The organism is Streptomyces sp. NBC_00250, from assembly GCF_036192275.1.
GTDB lineage: Bacteria > Actinomycetota > Actinomycetes > Streptomycetales > Streptomycetaceae > Streptomyces.
The window spans coordinates 5188654-5211915 of record NZ_CP108088.1 but is presented as its reverse complement, the minus strand read 5'-3'; the positions used below and the strand labels follow the sequence as shown (position 1 = coordinate 5211915).

Genomic DNA, 23262 nt, shown 5'->3' with positions numbered 1-23262 from the left:
CCCTCACCCGTCCGTGGTCGAACACCACCGCACAGGTCGACTCCCAGGCATTCGGGGCTCCTTACCCCGCAGCGGCCCCGATCACTCACCGGTCCCGCACTTGAGCACAACGCATCGCCCGCGCGATCACACTCGGAAGCAATCCGATCAACAATCGGTCACTAACCGCACCTTGATCCGACTGCAAGCAGTAACAGAACCGACGGAACCGGTGATTTGAGCAACTGGGTGTAGCGCTGCCTGTACGAAGCGTTATTCTCCTCAGACGCACAAAGGACCCCTCACGTCGCTACGACGGGTGAACGGTCCCGCACTGCACGTGATGGAAGCTCTGCCTCTGGGAGTCCCGTGTACCCACACGTCGGGGTTGACACCTCGGGCCTGGCTACGCTGCGCGCAACGGTCCTCGACCACTTGCGCGGCTTCGTCCCCACCGCGTACGCCGGCCCCGTCCCCGCCTTCGCCTTCGCCGCACCGGCACCCGCCAGCCCTTGCTATGCCCTGGCCGACGGCAGCGCCGCCGTGGGCAGACGCGGTGCCCGCTCCGCAACCTCGACCACCCCGCGCCGCCCCACCGCCGACAGCGACAGCGCCCGCATGATGGACCTGGTCGAGCGCGCCCAGGCCGGCGAGGCCGAAGCCTTCGGCCGCCTGTACGACCAGTACAGCGACACCGTCTACCGCTACATCTACTACCGCGTCGGCGGGAAGGCGACGGCGGAAGACCTCACGAGCGAGACGTTCCTGCGCGCCCTGCGCCGGATCTCCACCTTCACCTGGCAGGGCCGCGACTTCGGCGCCTGGCTCGTCACCATCGCCAGGAACCTGGTCGCCGACCACTTCAAGTCCAGCCGCTTCCGCCTGGAAGTGACCACGGGCGAGATGCTCGACGCCAACGAGGTCGAGCGCAGCCCCGAGGACTCCGTCCTGGAGTCCCTCTCCAACGCCGCCCTCCTCGACGCGGTCCGCCGCCTCAATCCCCAGCAGCAGGAGTGCGTGACCCTGCGCTTCCTCCAGGGCCTCTCGGTCGCCGAGACCGCCCGCGTCATGGGGAAGAACGAGGGGGCGATCAAGACCCTCCAGTACCGGGCCGTCCGCACCCTGGCCCGCCTCCTCCCGGACGACGCCCGCTGACCGGTCCGCGCCCCCCACACACGCCCCCGCGGACCGGCCCGCGCCCCCACACACGCCGTTCCCCCCACATCCCCACGACCCCCGCCCAACTCACAGTCGGTGACGCCTCGATGACGCACTGGTCCGATCATCTTTCGCGCGTAACCCAAGTGCCGCGCCGCTCGTTGTGCGGGATGCAGGCTCCCTGTGGACACGCCATGTCCGCAGCCACTCACTCTTTCGTGTGGATGCGCTCAAGGTGTGCAACCTTCCGGACACCCCGGGGAGTCGACCGTCATGACGAGAGGAGGTGCCGCCAGTGATCGCGAACGTATCGGCGCACCGGCGGGCGAACGCCTTCGCCCAGGCCCTGGAGGACCGGGAGTCCGAGGGCGCGGCGGCCGAGCAGCCGGAGACTCCGGCAGAACCGGCCGAGCAGGGGCGGCTGTTGGCCTTGGCGAACGGCCTCGGCGAACTGCCGAAGCCACAGCTGGATCCCGAGGTCAAGGTGGTGCAGCGAGCCCAGCTCGTCGCCGCCATGGAAGCGATGCTCATGGAGGGGAGCGCGGCCGGGAGCCCCACGGTGCCCGAGCAGCGCACCGCCGGCGGCAAGGGAGCCCACCGGGCATCCCCACTGCGGAAACTGCGACCCCGCTCCCGCTGGACGAAGGGCCTCGCCGCAGGCGGCCTCACGGTCGGTGTGGCGGCGGGTGCCTTCGGCGGAGTGGCGGCTGCCAGCTCCGACGCGCTTCCCGGTGACTCGCTCTACGGGCTCAAGCGAGGCATGGAAGACATCAAGCTGGGAATGGCGGACGACGACGCGGACCGCGGCGGCATCTACCTGGACCAGGCATCCACCCGCCTCAGCGAGGCCCGCAGACTCATGGAACGCGGCCGCTCCGGCGACCTCGACCACGAGTCCCTCACCGAGATCCGCCGGGTCCTGGGCGGGATGAAGCACGACGCCACCGAGGGCCACCGCCTGCTCCGCCAGGCGTACGAGCGGGACGGCGGGATCGCCCCGATGGCCCGGCTCAACTCCTTCGCCCAGGCCCACCGGGACACCTGGAACGGCCTCCGCGACCGACTCCCCGTCCAGCTGGCGGACGTCGGCAGCGAGGTCACCCACGTCTTCGACGCCATGGACGAAGAGGTCGAGCCACTCCAGTCCGTGCTCCCCCGCACCCCCGAGAAGGGCGCGATCGGCACGGAGAGCCCCAGCGGCAGCCCCAGCGCTCCGCGCGACCCTCAGGGCACGGACACCCAGCGTCCGCCGTCCACCCACGAGGCCCCGCCCTCGGGGAGCCACTCCGCCCCGCCCCGCCCGTCCGGCCCGAGCACGGACACCAGCCCGAGCGCGGACGGCAGCACCGACTCACCGGAGGACGACGGTCTCCTCGGCGGCAGCGCCGGCGGCCTGCTCAAGCCCCCCACCCCGACCGGCACACCGACCGACCCCACGGACGGCCAGACGACACCCGAAATGCCGGACGTAACCATTCCGCCCATCCTGCCGGGCCTGCTTCCAGGCCTCGGCATCGACAGCGAGGACGCTCGCTGACAAGAAGAAGGGGCGCCCCCACGGACGGGGGGCGCCCCTTCTTCCTTGCCTCGAAGCCCACGGAACCCGGTTCGATCAGAAGAAGACCGACCGCCGCTGCACGAGCAGCTTGTAGAGCGTGTGCTGAATCTGCTCCCGCACCTGATCCGTCAGGTTGAACATCAGCATCGGGTCCTCCGCCGCCTCCGGCGCGTACGCGTCCGTCGGGATCGGCTCGCCGAACTGGATCGTCCACTTCGTCGGCAGCGGCAGCGCCCCGAGCGGCCCCAGCCAGGGGAAGGTCGGGGTGAGCGGGAAGTACGGGAAGCCGAGCACCCGCGCCAGCGTCTTGGCGTTCCCGATCATCGGGTATATCTCCTCGGCCCCGACGATCGAGCAGGGCACGATCGGCACCCCGGCCCGCAGCGCCGTCGACACGAAGCCGCCCCGACCGAACCGCTGGAGCTTGTACCGCTCCCCGAACGGCTTCCCGATCCCCTTGAAGCCCTCCGGCATCACGCCGACGATCTCACCGGCGCGCAGCAGCCGCTCCGCGTCCTCCGCGCAGGCCAGGGTGTGCCCCGCCTTGCGGGCCAGCTCGTTGACGATCGGCAGCACGAAGACCAGGTCGGCGGCGAGCAGCCGCAGATGCCGCCCGGCCGGATGGTGGTCGTGGACGGCGACCTGCATCATCAGCCCGTCCAGCGGCAGGGTCCCCGAGTGGTTGGCGACGATGAGCGCCCCGCCCTCGGCCGGGATGTTCTCGACGCCCTTCACCTCGACCCGGAAGTACTTCTCGTACAGCGGGCGGATCAGCGACATCAGGACCTGGTCGGTGAGCTCCTCGTCGTAGCCGAACTCGTCGACCTCGTAGTCACCGGTGATCCGGCGCCGCAGGAACGCGAGCCCGCCCGCGAGCCGCCGCTCCCAGCCGCCGGACCCGGCGCCGCCCTCGGCCCCCGCGTCCGCACCAGGGGCCTCCCCGGCCTCACCGAGGGACGGACCCTCCTGGCCCCCCTCCGGCTCCTGGGGGCCCTGCTGCGGCCCGGGCAGGGCCCGTACGGCCGCCGCCTCGCCGTCGGCACGCGTGGGCCGCCGCCGGGACCGGGACCGGTCGTCGTCGAACGGAATGACCTTGGCGTCCGCCATCGCTGTCCGGTCTCCTCAGGCGCCGTCGTGAACAGGGTGAACAGGGGGTACGGAGGGCACGGGGACGGCCGGCGCCGCAGTCGACGCCCCGAGCCGCCCCGCGATCCGGTCCACCGCCCCCGCGAGCATCTCAGGCGGCAGCAGCCCGGGCCCCCGGCCACGCGCGAAGTCCGCGAAGGCCTCCGCCGTGGTGTGGCGCGGCGAGAACCCCAGGACCTCGCGCGTCTGCACCGTCGACACGACCCGGCCGTGGGTGAGCAGCCGGATCTGCTCGGGCGCGAAGTCGGTGATCCCGATCGTGCGCAGTGCCGTCCCCACCCAGGTGACGGCCGGCAGCAGCACCGGCACGGTCGGCCGCCCGAGGCGCCGCGCGCACTGGGACAGCAGCAGCACCCCGTCGCCTGCCACGTTGAAGGTCCCGCTGTTCAGGGTGGCTCTGCGGGGCTCGTGCGCCGCGAGGCGCAGCACGTCGATGACGTCGTCCTCATGGACGAACTGCAGACGCGGGTCGTAGCCGAGGACGGTCGGCAGGACCGGCAGCGCCAGGTACTCGGCGAGCGGGGAGTCGATCCGGGGCCCGAGGATGTTCGCGAACCGCAGCACGCACACGGCCACGTCCGGGCGGCGCCGGGCGAAGCCCCGTACGTACCCCTCGACCTCGACTGCGTCCTTGGCGAAGCCCCCACTGGGCAGCGACTTCGCGGGCGTCGTCTCGGTGAAGACCGCCGGGTCGCGGGGTGCGGAGCCGTAGACGCTGGTACTGGACTTGATCACCAGCCGGCCGATCCGCGGCGACTTCTGGCAGGCGCCCAGCAGCTGCATGGTGCCGATGACGTTGGTCTCCTTGACCGACGTACGGCCGCCGCCGCCGATGGCGGTACCGGTGACGTCCAGATGGACCACCGTGTCGACGTCGTGCTCGGCGAGGACCTTCGCGATCTCCGGTCGGCGGATGTCCGCCCGTACGAACTCGGCGGCGCCGAGCTGGTGCGCCGGGTCGACCGCGTCCACCGCGATCACCCGCTCCACCTCCGGATCCCGCTGGATCCGCCGCACGAAGCGACCCCCGAGATGCCGGGCGGCACCGGTGACGAGCACGACCTTGCCCAAGATCAGCGCCTTCCGTCCGTCTTCCGTTGGTCGACACCGTAGCGCCTCAAGATTTCCGCGCAAATAAAACGTGGCCCTCCACCGCGAACGGTGAAGGGCCACGCCTGGCGCGAAAATGCTGCGGTGCAGCGGTCGCCTTACTTCTTGTTGCGACGCTGAACGCGCGTGCGCTTCAGCAGCTTGCGGTGCTTCTTCTTGGCCATCCGCTTACGCCGCTTCTTGATAACAGAGCCCACGACTACCCTCGCTCACTTCTCGGAACATCCCCGCCTCCCGGCGGGGATCGGTGCGGGGCGTCTGGGCCCACACGACCTACGTCGGCCTAGCCTACCGTCCCGAGCACCCCGCTTGTAATCCGAGGGACATACGGAGCTTTACCGGCGTTGTCGCCGCGCTCGCACTACGCGGTCCCCACCCCCACGAAGGACTCCCGCAGGTACTCGTGAACCGCCTGTTCCGGCACCCGGAAGGACCTGCCCACCCGAATCGCCGGCAGATGACCGCTGTGCACCAAGCGGTACACGGTCATCTTGGACACGCGCATCACCGAGGCGACTTCCGCCACGGTCAGAAACTTGACCTCGTTGAGAGGTCGTTCGCCAGCAGCCATGACCCACCTGTACCTTCCGCCGCGACGCCCACCGGCTTCCCCTCCGGTGACTCTTCGTCGCCGAGCGCTCACTCTCCAGACTAGGGGCGGGTGGTACGAGTGGGGAAGAGGAGCTGCCACCTGCCGTTTACCGTGACAGACACGCTCGATTGAGTACATAGCGCGTCAGCGGACGGTAGTAGTCGGAGCGCACGCCGTCATCAAGCGGAACGGCCACCGACACCTGTCCCTCCGCCTCACCGACGAACAGCGCCGGATCATCCGTATCGGCGAGACCGATGGCCTCGATACCCAGCTGACCTGCCCCGCAGACCCATCCGTGGTCCCCGACCACCAGCTCCGGCAGCGGCCCGCCACCCTCCGCCGCGCTCTCCAGAACCGCCCTAACCGGCAGCGGCGAGTGGGAGTGCGCCCCCGGCTCGCGCCCACCCCCCGACGGCCCCGGCTCTCGCACCAGTGCGACCCCCCGTACGTAGTCGATGAGGTACGTGCGTACGCCGAACCGGGTCGTTATGTCGACACATCGCCCCTGCGCCGGTGTGAGAACAAGACATCCCGCCGCCGACAAGGCGTCTGCGAGAGCGACGTAGAAACCGAGCAGACGGTGCGGATGACCCGTCCCGAGGAGCACCGGAACCCGCCTCGCGGCCGCCGCCCCCAACCGCGCCGCGAACGCGTCGAGCCCCCTCAACGTACGCTCGGGATCGATGACATCGGGCCCCGACCGGTGCGCCGGATCCCCCGACACCCCGCACTTGTCGGCCATCAGCCGCAACAGATCGGCCTCACCCCACCCCCATGTGGGATCCAGCCCCAGTAACACCCGCGGATCCCGCGCGGCGAAGAGCCGATAGCTCCGCAGGCTCTCCTCCCGCGACGTCGCCACCGTTCCCGCCAACCCCGCCGCCAACAGATGCGCCCGCAGCGCCCCGGTACTCAACACCCTCCCGATGCTGCCGGAACACCCCCTCCGCGGAGCCCAAACCCACCGGACACCCCACAGTCGGCGTAACGCCCACCGGAAAGGTCCAGGGGTACGCCCCGGAGTCAGGCGAGCAGCCCCCGCAGCGGGAAAGCCGCCTTCCGGGTCGCCAGCACCGCCTGGTCCAGCCGGTCCGCCGGGTCGTACCCCTCGGACCAGTCCCGGAAGCCCACCGGCCACCGCCCGTCCGTCATCCGCCCCGGACCCGGCTGCCGGGTCCGCGCGTACACCTCGTCCCGCCAGGACGAAGGGATCACCGACTCCGGGTCCACCGGAGCATGCGCCGCGATCCCCACCAGATGCGTCCACGACCGCGGTACGACGTCGACCACCGCGTACCCACCGCCGCCCAGGGCCAGCCAGCGCCCCTCCGCGTACTCGTGCGCCAGCTCGTGACAGGCCTCCTGCACCGCCCGCTGAGCGTCGAGCGACACCGCCAGATGGGCCAGCGGATCCTCGAAGTGCGTGTCCGCCCCGTGCTGGGTGACCAGCACCTGCGGCCGGAAGTCCGCGATCAGCTCCGGTACGACCGCGTGGAAGGCCCGCAGCCACCCCTCGTCCCCCGTCCCCGCCGGCAGCGCCACGTTCACGGCCCCGCCCTCACCGGGCCCGGCCGCACCGGTCTCCTCCGGCCACCCCGTCTGCGGGAACAGCGTCCGCGGATGCTCGTGCAGCGAGACGGTCAGCACCCTGGGGTCCTCCCAGAACGCCGCCTGCACCCCGTCCCCGTGATGCACGTCCACATCCACATAGGCGACCCGCTCGGCCCCCAGCTCAAGCAGCCGCGCGATCGCCAGGGACGCGTCGTTGTAGATACAGAACCCCGAGGCCGCCCCCGGCATCGCGTGATGCAACCCGCCCGCGAAGTTCACCGCGTGCGCGGCCTCCCCGCGCCACACCGCCTCCGCCGCGCCCACGGACTGCCCGGCGATCAGCGCCGACACCTCGTGCATCCCGGCGAACGCCGGATCGTCGACCGTGCCGAGCCCGTACGCCTGGTCGGCATGCCGCGGATCGACCGACGCGGCCCGCACCGCCGCCACATAGTCCTCGCGGTGGACGAGCCGCAGCGTCGAGTCCCCCGCCGGCTTCGCCGCCACCACGTCCACAGCCCGGTCGAGCCCGTACGCCCGCACCAGAGACATCGTCAGCGCGAGCCGTACCGGATCCATCGGATGCTCGGACCCGAAGTCGTACTGCGTGACAGCTTCATCCCACATCAACAGTGCGCGGCCGCTCATGCCCGCCACCGTATCGGGCCGCTCGCGAACCGAACGACGTGGCGTACACCACCGTCACCAGGACGAGCACCATCGGCACCAGCATCGCCCCCCGATAGCTCCACGCGTCCCCGAGGGCCCCCACCAACGGGGACCCGATCAGGAACCCGACGTAGTTGAAGACATTGAGCCGCGCCACCGCCGCGTCGCTCGCCCCGGGGAACAACCGCCCGGCCGCGGCAAAGGTCTGCGGCACGATCACACTCAGCCCGAACCCGAGCACCGTGAACCCGGCGATCCCCACCCAGGCTCCCGGCGACACCGCCACCACCGCGAACCCCAGCGCCGCCAGCACGGCCCCGGCCCGCACGACCGCCGCGGCCCCGAGCCGCCGCACCCCGAAGTCCCCCACGGCCCGCCCGAGCAACGTCGTCACCATGTACGCGTTGTACGGCACGGTCGCCAGCTCCTCCGAACTGCCCAGCACGTCCTGGAGGTACTTGGCACTCCAGTTGGAGACGGTGGAGTCCCCGATGTACGCGAAGGTCATCACCAGACAGAGCGGCAGCAGCAGCGTGAAGGCGACACCGCTCCCCTTGCTCTCCCCCACCTCCTCGACGGGCCCGTCGCCACCGGCCACGTACCACCGGCTGCCTACGAACGCGAGCGGCAGCAGCACCGCCACCACCGGCAGGTAGGACGCGAAGAGCGACAGATGCCAGTGCGCCCCCACCCAGGCCAACGAGGCCCCCGCGATCCCGCCGAGGCTGTACGAGGCATGGAAGCCGAGCATGATGCTCCGCCCGTACGCCCGCTGGAGGCTGACCCCCAGCATGTTCATGGAGGCGTCCAGCGCACCCACCGCGAGCCCGAAGAGCCCCAGGGCGAGGGCCGCGTGCCACAGCTGGTCCCCCACCCCCACGGCAAGCAGCGCCAGGAGCACGAACGGCTGGGCCCACCGCAGCACCACCGCGGGCCCCACCCGGGCGACGACCTTCTCGGTTACCACACTCGCCACACCGGCCAGGATCGGCACGGCGGCCAGGAAGGCCGGCAACAGCCCGTCCGAGATCCCGTATCGGTCCTGGATCGCCGGTATTCGGGTCACGAGCAGGGCGAAGGTGACCCCCTGCACAAAAAAACTGACCGCCAGGGATCCCCGCCCACGCCGCAACCGCGCATCCGTCATGGCGGCACAGCGTACGGCCGGAACCTACCCGGGGGTAGATGGATCACAGTCCCAATATCACCGGCAGCTCGTCCATGGTCCGGAAGAACCCGTTGGCCCCGGCGAGCTTCTCCTCGGGCGTCATCGCGGTGAACCCGTACACGTCCATCCCGGCCGCCACCGCCGCCTGGACCCCGAGCCGACTGTCCTCGACCACCACACACCGCTCGGGCGCCACACCCATCCGCGAGGCGGCGTGGAGGAACAGATCGGGCGACGGCTTCCCCCGGCCGACGTCCTCGGCGCTGAAGACGATCTCGTCCCGGAACCAGGCGTCGAGCCCGGTCTTCCGGTGCCCTACCCGGATCCGCTCATGACTCCCCGAGGAGGCGACACAGTACGGAACCCCGGCATCGGCGAGCTGCTTGAGCACGTCCCCGGCCCCGGGCACGGCCTCCAACTCGGCCTGGAAGGCCGCGAAAACCCGACCGTGAAACGTCTCGTCGAACTCCGCCGGCAACCTCTCCCCGCTCCGCTCCTCGACCAGCTCGTGAATGCGGTGCATGGCGGACCCCATGTAGTCACGCACCGATTCCTCGTACGTGGTGGGATGCCCGAGCTCCGTCAGATAGCCGGCCAGCAGGGTGTTGGAAATCGGCTCGCTGTCCACGAGCACACCGTCGTTGTCGAAGATCACCAAGTCGTAGCGCATGCGCCCAGCTTAGAACGCAAAAATGCCTCAACCCCCGGACAATGTCCGGGGGTTGAGGCTAAAAATTGTTCGGCGGCGTCCTACTCTCCCACAGGGTCCCCCCTGCAGTACCATCGGCGCTGAAAGGCTTAGCTTCCGGGTTCGGAATGTAACCGGGCGTTTCCCTAACGCTATGACCACCGAAACTCTATGAAGTTGACCAACCGGATATCGGCACGGTTCGTTACTTCAGAACTAACACAGTGGACGCGAGCAACTGAGGACAAGCCCTCGGCCTATTAGTACCGGTCAGCTCCACCCATTACTGGGCTTCCACATCCGGCCTATCAACCCAGTCGTCTACTGGGAGCCTTACCCTCTCAAGGAGGTGGGAATACTCATCTCGAAGCAGGCTTCCCGCTTAGATGCTTTCAGCGGTTATCCCTCCCGAACGTAGCCAACCAGCCATGCCCTTGGCAGGACAACTGGCACACCAGAGGTTCGTCCGTCCCGGTCCTCTCGTACTAGGGACAGCCCTTCTCAATATTCCTGCGCGCGCAGCGGATAGGGACCGAACTGTCTCACGACGTTCTAAACCCAGCTCGCGTACCGCTTTAATGGGCGAACAGCCCAACCCTTGGGACCGACTCCAGCCCCAGGATGCGACGAGCCGACATCGAGGTGCCAAACCATCCCGTCGATATGGACTCTTGGGGAAGATCAGCCTGTTATCCCCGGGGTACCTTTTATCCGTTGAGCGACGGCGCTTCCACAAGCCACCGCCGGATCACTAGTCCCGACTTTCGTCCCTGCTCGACCCGTCGGTCTCACAGTCAAGCTCCCTTGTGCACTTACACTCAACACCTGATTGCCAACCAGGCTGAGGGAACCTTTGGGCGCCTCCGTTACCCTTTGGGAGGCAACCGCCCCAGTTAAACTACCCATCAGACACTGTCCCTGATCCGGATCACGGACCGAGGTTAGACATCCAGCACGACCAGAGTGGTATTTCAACGGCGACTCCACCATGACTGGCGTCACGGCTTCAAAGTCTCCCACCTATCCTACACAAGCCGAACCGAACACCAATATCAAACTGTAGTAAAGGTCCCGGGGTCTTTCCGTCCTGCTGCGCGAAACGAGCATCTTTACTCGTAGTGCAATTTCACCGGGCCTATGGTTGAGACAGTCGAGAAGTCGTTACGCCATTCGTGCAGGTCGGAACTTACCCGACAAGGAATTTCGCTACCTTAGGATGGTTATAGTTACCACCGCCGTTTACTGGCGCTTAAGTTCTCAGCTTCGCCCTGTCGAAACAGAGCTAACCGGTCCCCTTAACGTTCCAGCACCGGGCAGGCGTCAGTCCGTATACATCGCCTTACGGCTTCGCACGGACCTGTGTTTTTAGTAAACAGTCGCTTCTCGCTGGTCTCTGCGGCCACCCCCAGCTCACGGAGTAAATCCGATCACCAGACGTGGCCCCCCTTCTCCCGAAGTTACGGGGGCATTTTGCCGAGTTCCTTAACCATAGTTCACCCGAACGCCTCGGTATTCTCTACCTGACCACCTGAGTCGGTTTAGGGTACGGGCCGCCATGAAACTCGCTAGAGGCTTTTCTCGACAGCATAGGATCATCCACTTCACCACAATCGGCTCGGCATCAGGTCTCAGGCTATGTGCTGTCCGGATTTACCTGGACAACGCCCTACACCCTTACCCCGGGACTACCACCGCCCGGGTTGGACTACCTTCCTGCGTCACCCCATCGCTTACCTACTACCACCTTGGGTCAGCGGCTCCACCACTTTCCTTTCCCCGAAGGGTCCGGAACGGCTTCACGGCCTTAGCATTAATGGGCTCGATATTGGGCGTTTCAAAGCGGGTACCGGAATATCAACCGGTTGTCCATCGACTACGCCTGTCGGCCTCGCCTTAGGTCCCGACTTACCCTGGGCAGATCAGCTTGACCCAGGAACCCTTAGTCAATCGGCGCACACGTTTCTCACGTGTGTATCGCTACTCATGCCTGCATTCTCACTCGTGAACCGTCCACAACTCGCTTCCGCGGCTGCTTCACCCGGCACACGACGCTCCCCTACCCATCACAGCGGGCGTTGGCCCTATTGCTGCAATGACACGACTTCGGCGGTACGCTTGAGCCCCGCTACATTGTCGGCGCGGAATCACTTGACCAGTGAGCTATTACGCACTCTTTCAAGGGTGGCTGCTTCTAAGCCAACCTCCTGGTTGTCTCTGCGACTCCACATCCTTTCCCACTTAGCGTACGCTTAGGGGCCTTAGTCGATGCTCTGGGCTGTTTCCCTCTCGACCATGGAGCTTATCCCCCACAGTCTCACTGCCGTGCTCTCACTTACCGGCATTCGGAGTTTGGCTAAGGTCAGTAACCCGGTAGGGCCCATCGCCTATCCAGTGCTCTACCTCCGGCAAGAAACACACGACGCTGCACCTAAATGCATTTCGGGGAGAACCAGCTATCACGGAGTTTGATTGGCCTTTCACCCCTAACCACAGGTCATCCCCCAGGTTTTCAACCCTGGTGGGTTCGGTCCTCCACGAAGTCTTACCTCCGCTTCAACCTGCCCATGGCTAGATCACTCCGCTTCGGGTCTTGAGCGCGCTACTGAATCGCCCTATTCGGACTCGCTTTCGCTACGGCTTCCCCACACGGGTTAACCTCGCAACGCACCGCAAACTCGCAGGCTCATTCTTCAAAAGGCACGCAGTCACGAGATACAGCAAGCTGTATCCGACGCTCCCACGGCTTGTAGGCACACGGTTTCAGGTACTATTTCACTCCGCTCCCGCGGTACTTTTCACCATTCCCTCACGGTACTATCCGCTATCGGTCACCAGGGAATATTTAGGCTTAGCGGGTGGTCCCGCCAGATTCACACGGGATTTCTCGGGCCCCGTGCTACTTGGGTGTCTCTCAAACGAGCCGTTAATGTTTCAGCTACGGGGGTCTTACCCTCTACGCCGGACCTTTCGCATGTCCTTCGCCTACATCAACGGTTTCTGACTCGTCTCACAGCCGGCAGACTGTGAAAGAGAGATCCCACAACCCCGCATGCGCAACCCCTGCCGGGTATCACACGCATACGGTTTGGCCTCATCCGGTTTCGCTCGCCACTACTCCCGGAATCACGGTTGTTTTCTCTTCCTGAGGGTACTGAGATGTTTCACTTCCCCTCGTTCCCTCCACATGCCCTATGTGTTCAGGCATGGGTGACAGCCCATGACGACTGCCGGGTTTCCCCATTCGGAAACCCCCGGATCAAAGCCTGGTTGACGGCTCCCCGGGGACTATCGTGGCCTCCCACGTCCTTCATCGGTTCCTGGTGCCAAGGCATCCACCGTGCGCCCTTAAAAACTTGGCCACAGATGCTCGCGTCCACTGTGTAGTTCTCAAGCAACGACCAGCCACCCATCACCCCACCCGACAAGCAGATGAGTTCACTGGGGCCGGCATCGCGAAGATACAAACCTTACGGCCGTACCCTCAGATACCCAACAACGTGCCAAGCACGACCCGTCGCATCATCATCACGTTCCACGCCGAAGCAGTACTTGTGAGGTGATCCTCGAGATCGTGCCAACTAATCAACGTTCCACCCATGAGCTGACCGTGCAGAACATTTGCCTGCAATCGGTACTGTGCTCCTTAGAAAGGAGGTGATCCAGCCGCACCTTCCGGTACGGCTACCTTGTTACGACTTCGTCCCAATCGCCAGTCCCACCTTCGACAGCTCCCTCCCACAAGGGGTTGGGCCACCGGCTTCGGGTGTTACCGACTTTCGTGACGTGACGGGCGGTGTGTACAAGGCCCGGGAACGTATTCACCGCAGCAATGCTGATCTGCGATTACTAGCAACTCCGACTTCATGGGGTCGAGTTGCAGACCCCAATCCGAACTGAGACCGGCTTTTTGAGATTCGCTCCGCCTCGCGGCATCGCAGCTCTTTGTACCGGCCATTGTAGCACGTGTGCAGCCCAAGACATAAGGGGCATGATGACTTGACGTCGTCCCCACCTTCCTCCGAGTTGACCCCGGCGGTCTCCTGTGAGTCCCCATCACCCCGAAGGGCATGCTGGCAACACAGGACAAGGGTTGCGCTCGTTGCGGGACTTAACCCAACATCTCACGACACGAGCTGACGACAGCCATGCACCACCTGTATACCGACCACAAGGGGGGCACTATCTCTAATGCTTTCCGGTATATGTCAAGCCTTGGTAAGGTTCTTCGCGTTGCGTCGAATTAAGCCACATGCTCCGCTGCTTGTGCGGGCCCCCGTCAATTCCTTTGAGTTTTAGCCTTGCGGCCGTACTCCCCAGGCGGGGAACTTAATGCGTTAGCTGCGGCACCGACGACGTGGAATGTCGCCAACACCTAGTTCCCAACGTTTACGGCGTGGACTACCAGGGTATCTAATCCTGTTCGCTCCCCACGCTTTCGCTCCTCAGCGTCAGTAATGGCCCAGAGATCCGCCTTCGCCACCGGTGTTCCTCCTGATATCTGCGCATTTCACCGCTACACCAGGAATTCCGATCTCCCCTACCACACTCTAGCCTGCCCGTATCGGATGCAGACCCGGGGTTAAGCCCCGGGCTTTCACACCCGACGTGACAAGCCGCCTACGAGCTCTTTACGCCCAATAATTCCGGACAACGCTTGCGCCCTACGTATTACCGCGGCTGCTGGCACGTAGTTAGCCGGCGCTTCTTCTGCAGGTACCGTCACTTTCGCTTCTTCCCTGCTGAAAGAGGTTTACAACCCGAAGGCCGTCATCCCTCACGCGGCGTCGCTGCATCAGGCTTTCGCCCATTGTGCAATATTCCCCACTGCTGCCTCCCGTAGGAGTCTGGGCCGTGTCTCAGTCCCAGTGTGGCCGGTCGCCCTCTCAGGCCGGCTACCCGTCGTCGCCTTGGTAGGCCATTACCCCACCAACAAGCTGATAGGCCGCGGGCTCATCCTTCACCGCCGGAGCTTTCAACCAGCTCCCATGCGGAAGCCGGTGTTATCCGGTATTAGACCCCGTTTCCAGGGCTTGTCCCAGAGTGAAGGGCAGATTGCCCACGTGTTACTCACCCGTTCGCCACTAATCCACCCCGAAGGGCTTCATCGTTCGACTTGCATGTGTTAAGCACGCCGCCAGCGTTCGTCCTGAGCCAGGATCAAACTCTCCGTGAATGTTTACCCGTAATCGGGTGACACTCGCGTTGAGCGGGACAGTCAGGCCGGAATAAGGCCGACTGTCCACAGCGTCCTCGCTGTGTATGTTGCCTACCCGCCACAAGGGCCGGCAGGACTTTCAAAGGAACCTCGCCATCCGAAGATGGACGGGGTATCAACTAATCTGGCGTTGATTTTTGGCACGCTGTTGAGTTCTCAAGGAACGGACGCTTCCTTTGTACTCACCCTCTCGGGCTTTCCTCCGGGCTTCCCTTCGTTCTTGCGTTTCCGACTCTATCAGATCTTTCCGATCCGATTTCCTCGGTGCTTTCCGGTCCCATTTGCTTTCGCTCCGGGCCCTTCCGGCGGTTCCGACTCTATCAGATGTTTTCGTTCTGATTTCCTCGGTGCTTTCGAGTCCCATCGCTTTCGCGGTGGTCCCTTCCTGCGTCTCCGACTCTATCAGATGTCTGGGGGTCGGATTGCCACTTCGGGCGGCGCCCACGGGGGCCGCCGGCCACGGCCGTCGAGGAGCCGCTCCGCCGGCCAGACAATGGTCCTGAACGCAGAAAAGCCCCGCACCATAAGGTGCGGGGCTTTCCCACAATGATTGTTCGGCGGCGTCCTACTCTCCCACAGGGTCCCCCCTGCAGTACCATCGGCGCTGAAAGGCTTAGCTTCCGGGTTCGGAATGTAACCGGGCGTTTCCCTAACGCTATGACCACCGAAACTCTATGAAGTTGACCAACCGGATATCGGCACGGTTCGTTACTTCAGAACTAACACAGTGGACGCGAGCAACTGAGGACAAGCCCTCGGCCTATTAGTACCGGTCAGCTCCACCCATTACTGGGCTTCCACATCCGGCCTATCAACCCAGTCGTCTACTGGGAGCCTTACCCTCTCAAGGAGGTGGGAATACTCATCTCGAAGCAGGCTTCCCGCTTAGATGCTTTCAGCGGTTATCCCTCCCGAACGTAGCCAACCAGCCATGCCCTTGGCAGGACAACTGGCACACCAGAGGTTCGTCCGTCCCGGTCCTCTCGTACTAGGGACAGCCCTTCTCAATATTCCTGCGCGCGCAGCGGATAGGGACCGAACTGTCTCACGACGTTCTAAACCCAGCTCGCGTACCGCTTTAATGGGCGAACAGCCCAACCCTTGGGACCGACTCCAGCCCCAGGATGCGACGAGCCGACATCGAGGTGCCAAACCATCCCGTCGATATGGACTCTTGGGGAAGATCAGCCTGTTATCCCCGGGGTACCTTTTATCCGTTGAGCGACGGCGCTTCCACAAGCCACCGCCGGATCACTAGTCCCGACTTTCGTCCCTGCTCGACCCGTCGGTCTCACAGTCAAGCTCCCTTGTGCACTTACACTCAACACCTGATTGCCAACCAGGCTGAGGGAACCTTTGGGCGCCTCCGTTACCCTTTGGGAGGCAACCGCCCCAGTTAAACTACCCATCAGACACTGTCCCTGATCCGGATCACGGACCGAGGTTAGACATCCAGCACGACCAGAGTGGTATTTCAACGGCGACTCCACCATGACTGGCGTCACGGCTTCAAAGTCTCCCACCTATCCTACACAAGCCGAACCGAACACCAATATCAAACTGTAGTAAAGGTCCCGGGGTCTTTCCGTCCTGCTGCGCGAAACGAGCATCTTTACTCGTAGTGCAATTTCACCGGGCCTATGGTTGAGACAGTCGAGAAGTCGTTACGCCATTCGTGCAGGTCGGAACTTACCCGACAAGGAATTTCGCTACCTTAGGATGGTTATAGTTACCACCGCCGTTTACTGGCGCTTAAGTTCTCAGCTTCGCCCTGTCGAAACAGAGCTAACCGGTCCCCTTAACGTTCCAGCACCGGGCAGGCGTCAGTCCGTATACATCGCCTTACGGCTTCGCACGGACCTGTGTTTTTAGTAAACAGTCGCTTCTCGCTGGTCTCTGCGGCCACCCCCAGCTCACGGAGTAAATCCGATCACCAGACGTGGCCCCCTTCTCCCGAAGTTACGGGGGCATTTTGCCGAGTTCCTTAACCATAGTTCACCCGAACGCCTCGGTATTCTCTACCTGACCACCTGAGTCGGTTTAGGGTACGGGCCGCCATGAAACTCGCTAGAGGCTTTTCTCGACAGCATAGGATCATCCACTTCACCACAATCGGCTCGGCATCAGGTCTCAGGCTATGTGCTGTCCGGATTTACCTGGACAACGCCCTACACCCTTACCCCGGGACTACCACCGCCCGGGTTGGACTACCTTCCTGCGTCACCCCATCGCTTACCTACTACCACCTTGGGTCAGCGGCTCCACCACTTTCCTTTCCCCGAAGGGTCCGGAACGGCTTCACGGCCTTAGCATTAATGGGCTCGATATTGGGCGTTTCAAAGCGGGTACCGGAATATCAACCGGTTGTCCATCGACTACGCCTGTCGGCCTCGCCTTAGGTCCCGACTTACCCTGGGCAGATCAGCTTGACCCAGGAACCCTTAGTCAATCGGCGCACACGTTTCTCACGTGTGTATCGCTACTCATGCCTGCATTCTCACTCGTGAACCGTCCACAACTCGCTTCCGCGGCTGCTTCACCCGGCACACGACGCTCCCCTACCCATCACAGCGGGCGTTGGCCCTATTGCTGCAATGACACGACTTCGGCGGTACGCTTGAGCCCCGCTACATTGTCGGCGCGGAATCACTTGACCAGTGAGCTATTACGCACTCTTTCAAGGGTGGCTGCTTCTAAGCCAACCTCCTGGTTGTCTCTGCGACTCCACATCCTTTCCCACTTAGCGTACGCTTAGGGGCCTTAGTCGATGCTCTGGGCTGTTTCCCTCTCGACCATGGAGCTTATCCCCCACAGTCTCACTGCCGTGCTCTCACTTACCGGCATTCGGAGTTTGGCTAAGGTCAGTAACCCGGTAGGGCCCATCGCCTATCCAGTGCTCTACCTCCGGCAAGAAACACACGACGCTGCACCTAAATGCATTTCGGGGAGAACCAGCTATCACGGAGTTTGATTGGCCTTTCACCCCTAACCACAGGTCATCCCCCAGGTTTTCAACCCTGGTGGGTTCGGTCCTCCACGAAGTCTTACCTCCGCTTCAACCTGCCCATGGCTAGATCACTCCGCTTCGGGTCTTGAGCGCGCTACTGAATCGCCCTATTCGGACTCGCTTTCGCTACGGCTTCCCCACACGGGTTAACCTCGCAACGCACCGCAAACTCGCAGGCTCATTCTTCAAAAGGCACGCAGTCACGAGATACAGCAAGCTGTATCCGACGCTCCCACGGCTTGTAGGCACACGGTTTCAGGTACTATTTCACTCCGCTCCCGCGGTACTTTTCACCATTCCCTCACGGTACTATCCGCTATCGGTCACCAGGGAATATTTAGGCTTAGCGGGTGGTCCCGCCAGATTCACACGGGATTTCTCGGGCCCCGTGCTACTTGGGTGTCTCTCAAACGAGCCGTTAATGTTTCAGCTACGGGGGTCTTACCCTCTACGCCGGACCTTTCGCATGTCCTTCGCCTACATCAACGGTTTCTGACTCGTCTCACAGCCGGCAGACTGTGAAAGAGAGATCCCACAACCCCGCATGCGCAACCCCTGCCGGGTATCACACGCATACGGTTTGGCCTCATCCGGTTTCGCTCGCCACTACTCCCGGAATCACGGTTGTTTTCTCTTCCTGAGGGTACTGAGATGTTTCACTTCCCCTCGTTCCCTCCACATGCCCTATGTGTTCAGGCATGGGTGACAGCCCATGACGACTGCCGGGTTTCCCCATTCGGAAACCCCCGGATCAAAGCCTGGTTGACGGCTCCCCGGGGACTATCGTGGCCTCCCACGTCCTTCATCGGTTCCTGGTGCCAAGGCATCCACCGTGCGCCCTTAAAAACTTGGCCACAGATGCTCGCGTCCACTGTGTAGTTCTCAAGCAACGACCAGCCACCCATCACCCCACCCGACAAGCAGATGAGTTCACTGGGGCCGGCATCGCGAAGATACAAACCTTACGGCCGTACCCTCAGATACCCAACAACGTGCCAAGCACAGTCCGTTCCTCGAAGCTCGTTTTCCACGCCGAAGCAGTACTAACGATTTCTCGGAGAGAGACTGTGCCAACTAATCAACGTTCCACCCATGAGCTGACCGTGCAGAACATTTGCCTGCAATCGGTACTGTGCTCCTTAGAAAGGAGGTGATCCAGCCGCACCTTCCGGTACGGCTACCTTGTTACGACTTCGTCCCAATCGCCAGTCCCACCTTCGACAGCTCCCTCCCACAAGGGGTTGGGCCACCGGCTTCGGGTGTTACCGACTTTCGTGACGTGACGGGCGGTGTGTACAAGGCCCGGGAACGTATTCACCGCAGCAATGCTGATCTGCGATTACTAGCAACTCCGACTTCATGGGGTCGAGTTGCAGACCCCAATCCGAACTGAGACCGGCTTTTTGAGATTCGCTCCGCCTCGCGGCATCGCAGCTCTTTGTACCGGCCATTGTAGCACGTGTGCAGCCCAAGACATAAGGGGCATGATGACTTGACGTCGTCCCCACCTTCCTCCGAGTTGACCCCGGCGGTCTCCTGTGAGTCCCCATCACCCCGAAGGGCATGCTGGCAACACAGGACAAGGGTTGCGCTCGTTGCGGGACTTAACCCAACATCTCACGACACGAGCTGACGACAGCCATGCACCACCTGTATACCGACCACAAGGGGGGCACTATCTCTAATGCTTTCCGGTATATGTCAAGCCTTGGTAAGGTTCTTCGCGTTGCGTCGAATTAAGCCACATGCTCCGCTGCTTGTGCGGGCCCCCGTCAATTCCTTTGAGTTTTAGCCTTGCGGCCGTACTCCCCAGGCGGGGAACTTAATGCGTTAGCTGCGGCACCGACGACGTGGAATGTCGCCAACACCTAGTTCCCAACGTTTACGGCGTGGACTACCAGGGTATCTAATCCTGTTCGCTCCCCACGCTTTCGCTCCTCAGCGTCAGTAATGGCCCAGAGATCCGCCTTCGCCACCGGTGTTCCTCCTGATATCTGCGCATTTCACCGCTACACCAGGAATTCCGATCTCCCCTACCACACTCTAGCCTGCCCGTATCGGATGCAGACCCGGGGTTAAGCCCCGGGCTTTCACACCCGACGTGACAAGCCGCCTACGAGCTCTTTACGCCCAATAATTCCGGACAACGCTTGCGCCCTACGTATTACCGCGGCTGCTGGCACGTAGTTAGCCGGCGCTTCTTCTGCAGGTACCGTCACTTTCGCTTCTTCCCTGCTGAAAGAGGTTTACAACCCGAAGGCCGTCATCCCTCACGCGGCGTCGCTGCATCAGGCTTTCGCCCATTGTGCAATATTCCCCACTGCTGCCTCCCGTAGGAGTCTGGGCCGTGTCTCAGTCCCAGTGTGGCCGGTCGCCCTCTCAGGCCGGCTACCCGTCGTCGCCTTGGTAGGCCATTACCCCACCAACAAGCTGATAGGCCGCGGGCTCATCCTTCACCGCCGGAGCTTTCAACCAGCTCCCATGCGGAAGCCGGTGTTATCCGGTATTAGACCCCGTTTCCAGGGCTTGTCCCAGAGTGAAGGGCAGATTGCCCACGTGTTACTCACCCGTTCGCCACTAATCCACCCCGAAGGGCTTCATCGTTCGACTTGCATGTGTTAAGCACGCCGCCAGCGTTCGTCCTGAGCCAGGATCAAACTCTCCGTGAATGTTTACCCGTAATCGGGTGACACTCGCGTTGAGCGGGACAGTCAGACCGGAATAAGGCCGACTGTCCACAGCGTCCTCGCTGTGTATGTTGCCTACCCGCCACAAGGGCCGGCAGGACTTTCAAAGGAACCTCGCCATCCGAAGATGGACGGGGTATCAACTAATCTGGCGTTGATTTTTGGCACGCTGTTGAGTTCTCAAGGAACGGACGCTTCCTTTGTACTCACCCTCTCGGGCTTTCCTCCGGGCTTCCCTTCGTTCTTGCGTTTCCGACTCTATCAGATCCTTTCGGCGTCTGATTCCCAGTCAGCGGGAGTTGTCTTTCCGGCTGTTGGGCCGTTCCGACGAGTGAGACTTTAGCGGATTCCCTGCCTCCGACGCTAATCGGGCGGCTGCGTCCAGACTTCGAACGCGGATTCCTCATTTCGCAAAAACGCACGGAAAGCAGAATGGCACGGCAAAGCACCATCAGCTTCTGTTGATCTTGCGGGATGGCTGTCCGGGGCCGACCGGGGTCGGTGCTCACGTCGGACAACTCGGAGAACCTTACGGATCCGTCAATCCCGTGTCAACCCCGGTCCTCGGGCGTACTCTCTGCGCATGACTACGCGTGCGCACACCACCCAGTGGTGGGCCGCCTGACGGCGGCCCACCACTCGCGCATGCAGCAAGCGGCCGCCGCCTCGGCGGCCGTTCGCGTATCCCCTCCGGGAGCCGGCCGTCGGGTCGGCGCCCAGGAGACAAGGGAGAGCGAACGCGATGACGAGGATCTTCAGCGGGGTCAAGCCGACCGGGCACCTGACGCTGGGCAATTACCTCGGGGCCGTACGACGGTGGGTCGAGGTCGATCAGCATCAGGCGGAGGCGCTGTTCAGCGTCGTGGACCTGCATGCGCTGACCGTGGAGCACGATCCGGCGCGGGTGCGGCGGCTCAGCCGGCAGGCGGCCACGCTGCTGCTGGCCGCGGGGCTGGATCCGAAGCTGTGCACCTTGTTCGTGCAGAGCCATGTGGACGAGCACGCTCGGCTGTCGTACCTGCTGGAGTGCACGGCCACGGACGGCGAGCTGCGGCGGATGATCCAGTACAAGGAGAAGAGCGTCCGGGCGCGGACGTCGGGGCAGGGCGTGCGGCTGTCGCTGCTGACGTATCCGGTGCTGATGGCGGCGGACATCCTGGCGTACGGGGCCGACGAGGTGCCGGTGGGTGAGGACCAGACGCAGCACGTGGAGCTCACCCGGGATCTGGCGGTGCGGTTCAACCAGCGGTACGGGCACACGTTCACAGTGCCGCGGGCGACGCGGCCGGAGGTGGCGGCTCGGGTCATGGACCTTCAGGACCCCACGTCGAAGATGGGGAAGTCGCACGCGAACGGGGCCGGGATCGTCTATCTGCTCGACGACGCGGAGACCGTGCGGCGGAAGGTCATGCGGGCCGTGACCGACAGCGGGCGGGACGTGGAGTACGACCGGGACGCCAAGCCGGGGGTCGCCAACCTGCTCGATCTGATGGCGGCCTCGACGGGTGGGAACCCCGAGGCGCTGGCCGGTGTATATGAAACGTACGGATCGTTGAAGAAGGACACGGCGGACGCGGTCGTCGAGCTGCTGAGGCCCCTGCGGGAGCGGCATGCCGAGCTCGCGGCGGATCCCGGCTATGTGGATCAGGTGCTACGGGACGGGGCCCAGCGGGCCCGGGAGACGGCGCGGCCCATGGTGGACCGGGCCTATCGGGCGATCGGGCTGTTGCCCGCCGGGTGACGGAACGCGTTGCGGTAGTCGCGTGGGCTGGTGGCGAGGTGCGAGGCGAAGTGCTGGCGCATCGTGACCTCGCTGCCGAAGCCCGCGCGGCGGGCCACCTCGGGGAGGGGGTGGTCGGTGAGTTCGAGGAGTTTCTGGGCGGCGGCGACGCGCTGGGTGATGAGCCAGTGCAGGGGGGTGGTTCCGGTGGTGGCGTGGAAGTGGCGGGCGAAGGAGCGGGGGGACATGCCGGCGCGGGCGGCCAGGGTCGCGACGGTGTGGGGCTCGTCCAGGTGGGCGAGGGCATGGGCGCGGACGTCGGCCAGGGCGTCGGCGTCGCGGTCGGCGCGGGGGGTGGGGTGCTCGATGAACTGGGCCTGGGTGCCGGTGCGGAAGGGGGCGGTGACCATCGCTCGGGCGATGGCGGCGGCTGCCTCGGCTCCGTGCGCGGTGCGGACGAGGTGGAGGCAGAGGTCGATACCGGCGGCGGTGCCGGCGGAGGTCCAGACTCCGGTGTCCTCGACGAAGAGGGCGTCGGGTTCGACCTGGATCGCGGGGTGGCGGGCGGCCAGGGTCCGGGCCAGGTGCCAGTGGGTGACGGCGCGGCGGCCGTCGAGGAGGCCTGCGCGGGCGAGCACGAAGGCGCCGGCGCAGAGGGAGGCGACCGGGGTGCCCGCGGTGTGGGCGCGGCGGAGTGCGTCGAGGACGGGGGCCGGGAGGTCGGCGTCGGGGTCTTCGATGCCGGGGACGAGGACCAGGTCGGTGGGGGTGAGGTCGTCGAGCCAGGTGAGTGGGCGGTCGGGGGTGAGGGTGAGACCGCCGCGCACGGGGATGGGGGTGTGCGGGTCGGTGGCAGTCCTGCGGAGTTCGAAGGGTGGGACGCCGCGGAGGGTGCGGTCGCTGCCCCAGACCTCGGTGATGACGGAGATGTCGAAGGCGCGGATGCCGGGGAAGGAGAGGAGCGCGATGCGCTGGGGGCGGTGCGCGGGGGGCGGCGGCACGGGTGACATG

12 protein-coding genes and 6 rRNA genes are annotated in these 23262 nt (G+C 64.2%); 3 read left to right on the top strand and 15 right to left on the bottom strand.

What is annotated here, in order from left to right; genetic code table 11:
- Window positions 1-348 precede the first annotated feature (348 nt).
- Together OG259_RS23680 and OG259_RS23675 are read left to right on the top strand one after the other, a co-directional pair.
- A complete protein-coding gene (locus OG259_RS23680; RefSeq protein WP_328944078.1) occupies window positions 349-1134 on the top strand; it encodes an ECF subfamily RNA polymerase sigma factor, BldN family in 786 nt (261 codons plus the stop codon).
- A gap of 298 nt (window positions 1135-1432) precedes the next feature.
- Window positions 1433-2674: a DUF5667 domain-containing protein gene (locus OG259_RS23675; protein WP_328944077.1), complete on the top strand. Its 1242-nt coding sequence runs from the start codon at window positions 1433-1435 to the stop codon at window positions 2672-2674.
- Between the two features lie 75 nt (window positions 2675-2749).
- Here the strand turns inward: OG259_RS23675 and OG259_RS23670 are convergent, their stop codons facing one another.
- From OG259_RS23670 to OG259_RS23605, 14 genes are all read right to left on the bottom strand, one after another.
- The gene (locus OG259_RS23670; RefSeq protein ID WP_328944076.1) at window positions 2750-3802 is read right to left on the bottom strand and encodes a lysophospholipid acyltransferase family protein; all 1053 of its coding nucleotides are present in this window, start codon (window positions 3800-3802) and stop codon (window positions 2750-2752) included.
- A gap of 15 nt (window positions 3803-3817) precedes the next feature.
- Window positions 3818-4912, bottom strand: a complete 1095-nt coding sequence (locus tag OG259_RS23665) for an NAD-dependent epimerase/dehydratase family protein (RefSeq protein WP_328944075.1) — start codon at window positions 4910-4912, stop codon at window positions 3818-3820.
- A gap of 137 nt (window positions 4913-5049) precedes the next feature.
- Window positions 5050-5148, bottom strand: coding sequence for a 30S ribosomal protein bS22 (locus tag OG259_RS23660; RefSeq protein ID WP_003948845.1), 99 nt, complete (start codon window positions 5146-5148; stop codon window positions 5050-5052).
- Between the two features lie 164 nt (window positions 5149-5312).
- Window positions 5313-5522 carry a helix-turn-helix domain-containing protein gene (locus OG259_RS23655; protein ID WP_015034391.1) on the bottom strand — a complete coding sequence of 70 codons (210 nt, stop codon included), beginning with the start codon at window positions 5520-5522 and terminating at the stop codon, window positions 5313-5315.
- A gap of 127 nt (window positions 5523-5649) precedes the next feature.
- The gene (locus tag OG259_RS23650) at window positions 5650-6465 is read right to left on the bottom strand and encodes a phosphatase (RefSeq protein WP_266893167.1); all 816 of its coding nucleotides are present in this window, start codon (window positions 6463-6465) and stop codon (window positions 5650-5652) included.
- Window positions 6466-6569: 104 nt separating this feature from the next.
- The gene (locus tag OG259_RS23645) at window positions 6570-7745 is read right to left on the bottom strand and encodes an acetoin utilization protein AcuC (RefSeq protein ID WP_328944074.1); all 1176 of its coding nucleotides are present in this window, start codon (window positions 7743-7745) and stop codon (window positions 6570-6572) included.
- Window positions 7714-8913, bottom strand: coding sequence for an MFS transporter (locus tag OG259_RS23640; protein WP_328944073.1), 1200 nt, complete (start codon window positions 8911-8913; stop codon window positions 7714-7716). The genes OG259_RS23645 and OG259_RS23640 overlap by 32 nt, the downstream gene beginning before the upstream one ends.
- 43 nt (window positions 8914-8956) lie before the next feature.
- Window positions 8957-9604 (bottom strand): HAD family hydrolase, encoded by a 648-nt coding sequence (locus OG259_RS23635; RefSeq protein ID WP_328944072.1) that lies wholly within the window; start codon window positions 9602-9604, stop codon window positions 8957-8959.
- Between the two features lie 67 nt (window positions 9605-9671).
- A 5S ribosomal RNA gene (rrf, locus tag OG259_RS23630) occupies window positions 9672-9788 on the bottom strand.
- A gap of 74 nt (window positions 9789-9862) precedes the next feature.
- Window positions 9863-12981: ribosomal RNA gene (locus tag OG259_RS23625) — 23S ribosomal RNA — on the bottom strand.
- Window positions 12982-13269: 288 nt separating this feature from the next.
- Window positions 13270-14795, bottom strand: a 16S ribosomal RNA gene (locus OG259_RS23620).
- Window positions 14796-15389: 594 nt separating this feature from the next.
- Window positions 15390-15506: ribosomal RNA gene (gene rrf / locus OG259_RS23615) — 5S ribosomal RNA — on the bottom strand.
- Window positions 15507-15580: 74 nt separating this feature from the next.
- Window positions 15581-18698, bottom strand: a 23S ribosomal RNA gene (locus OG259_RS23610).
- Window positions 18699-18987: 289 nt separating this feature from the next.
- Window positions 18988-20513, bottom strand: a 16S ribosomal RNA gene (locus OG259_RS23605).
- The 16S, 23S and 5S rRNA genes sit together here, the layout of an rRNA operon.
- Window positions 20514-21273: 760 nt before the next feature.
- Between OG259_RS23605 and trpS the strand changes: the two genes are divergently transcribed.
- Window positions 21274-22272, top strand: a complete 999-nt coding sequence (gene trpS, locus OG259_RS23600; RefSeq protein WP_328944071.1) for a tryptophan--tRNA ligase — start codon at window positions 21274-21276, stop codon at window positions 22270-22272.
- Here the strand turns inward: trpS and OG259_RS23595 are convergent.
- Window positions 22239-23261: a GlxA family transcriptional regulator gene (locus tag OG259_RS23595; RefSeq protein ID WP_328944070.1), complete on the bottom strand. Its 1023-nt coding sequence runs from the start codon at window positions 23259-23261 to the stop codon at window positions 22239-22241. The two genes, trpS and OG259_RS23595, sit on opposite strands and share 34 nt — an antisense overlap.
- Window position 23262: the final 1 nt, after the last annotated feature.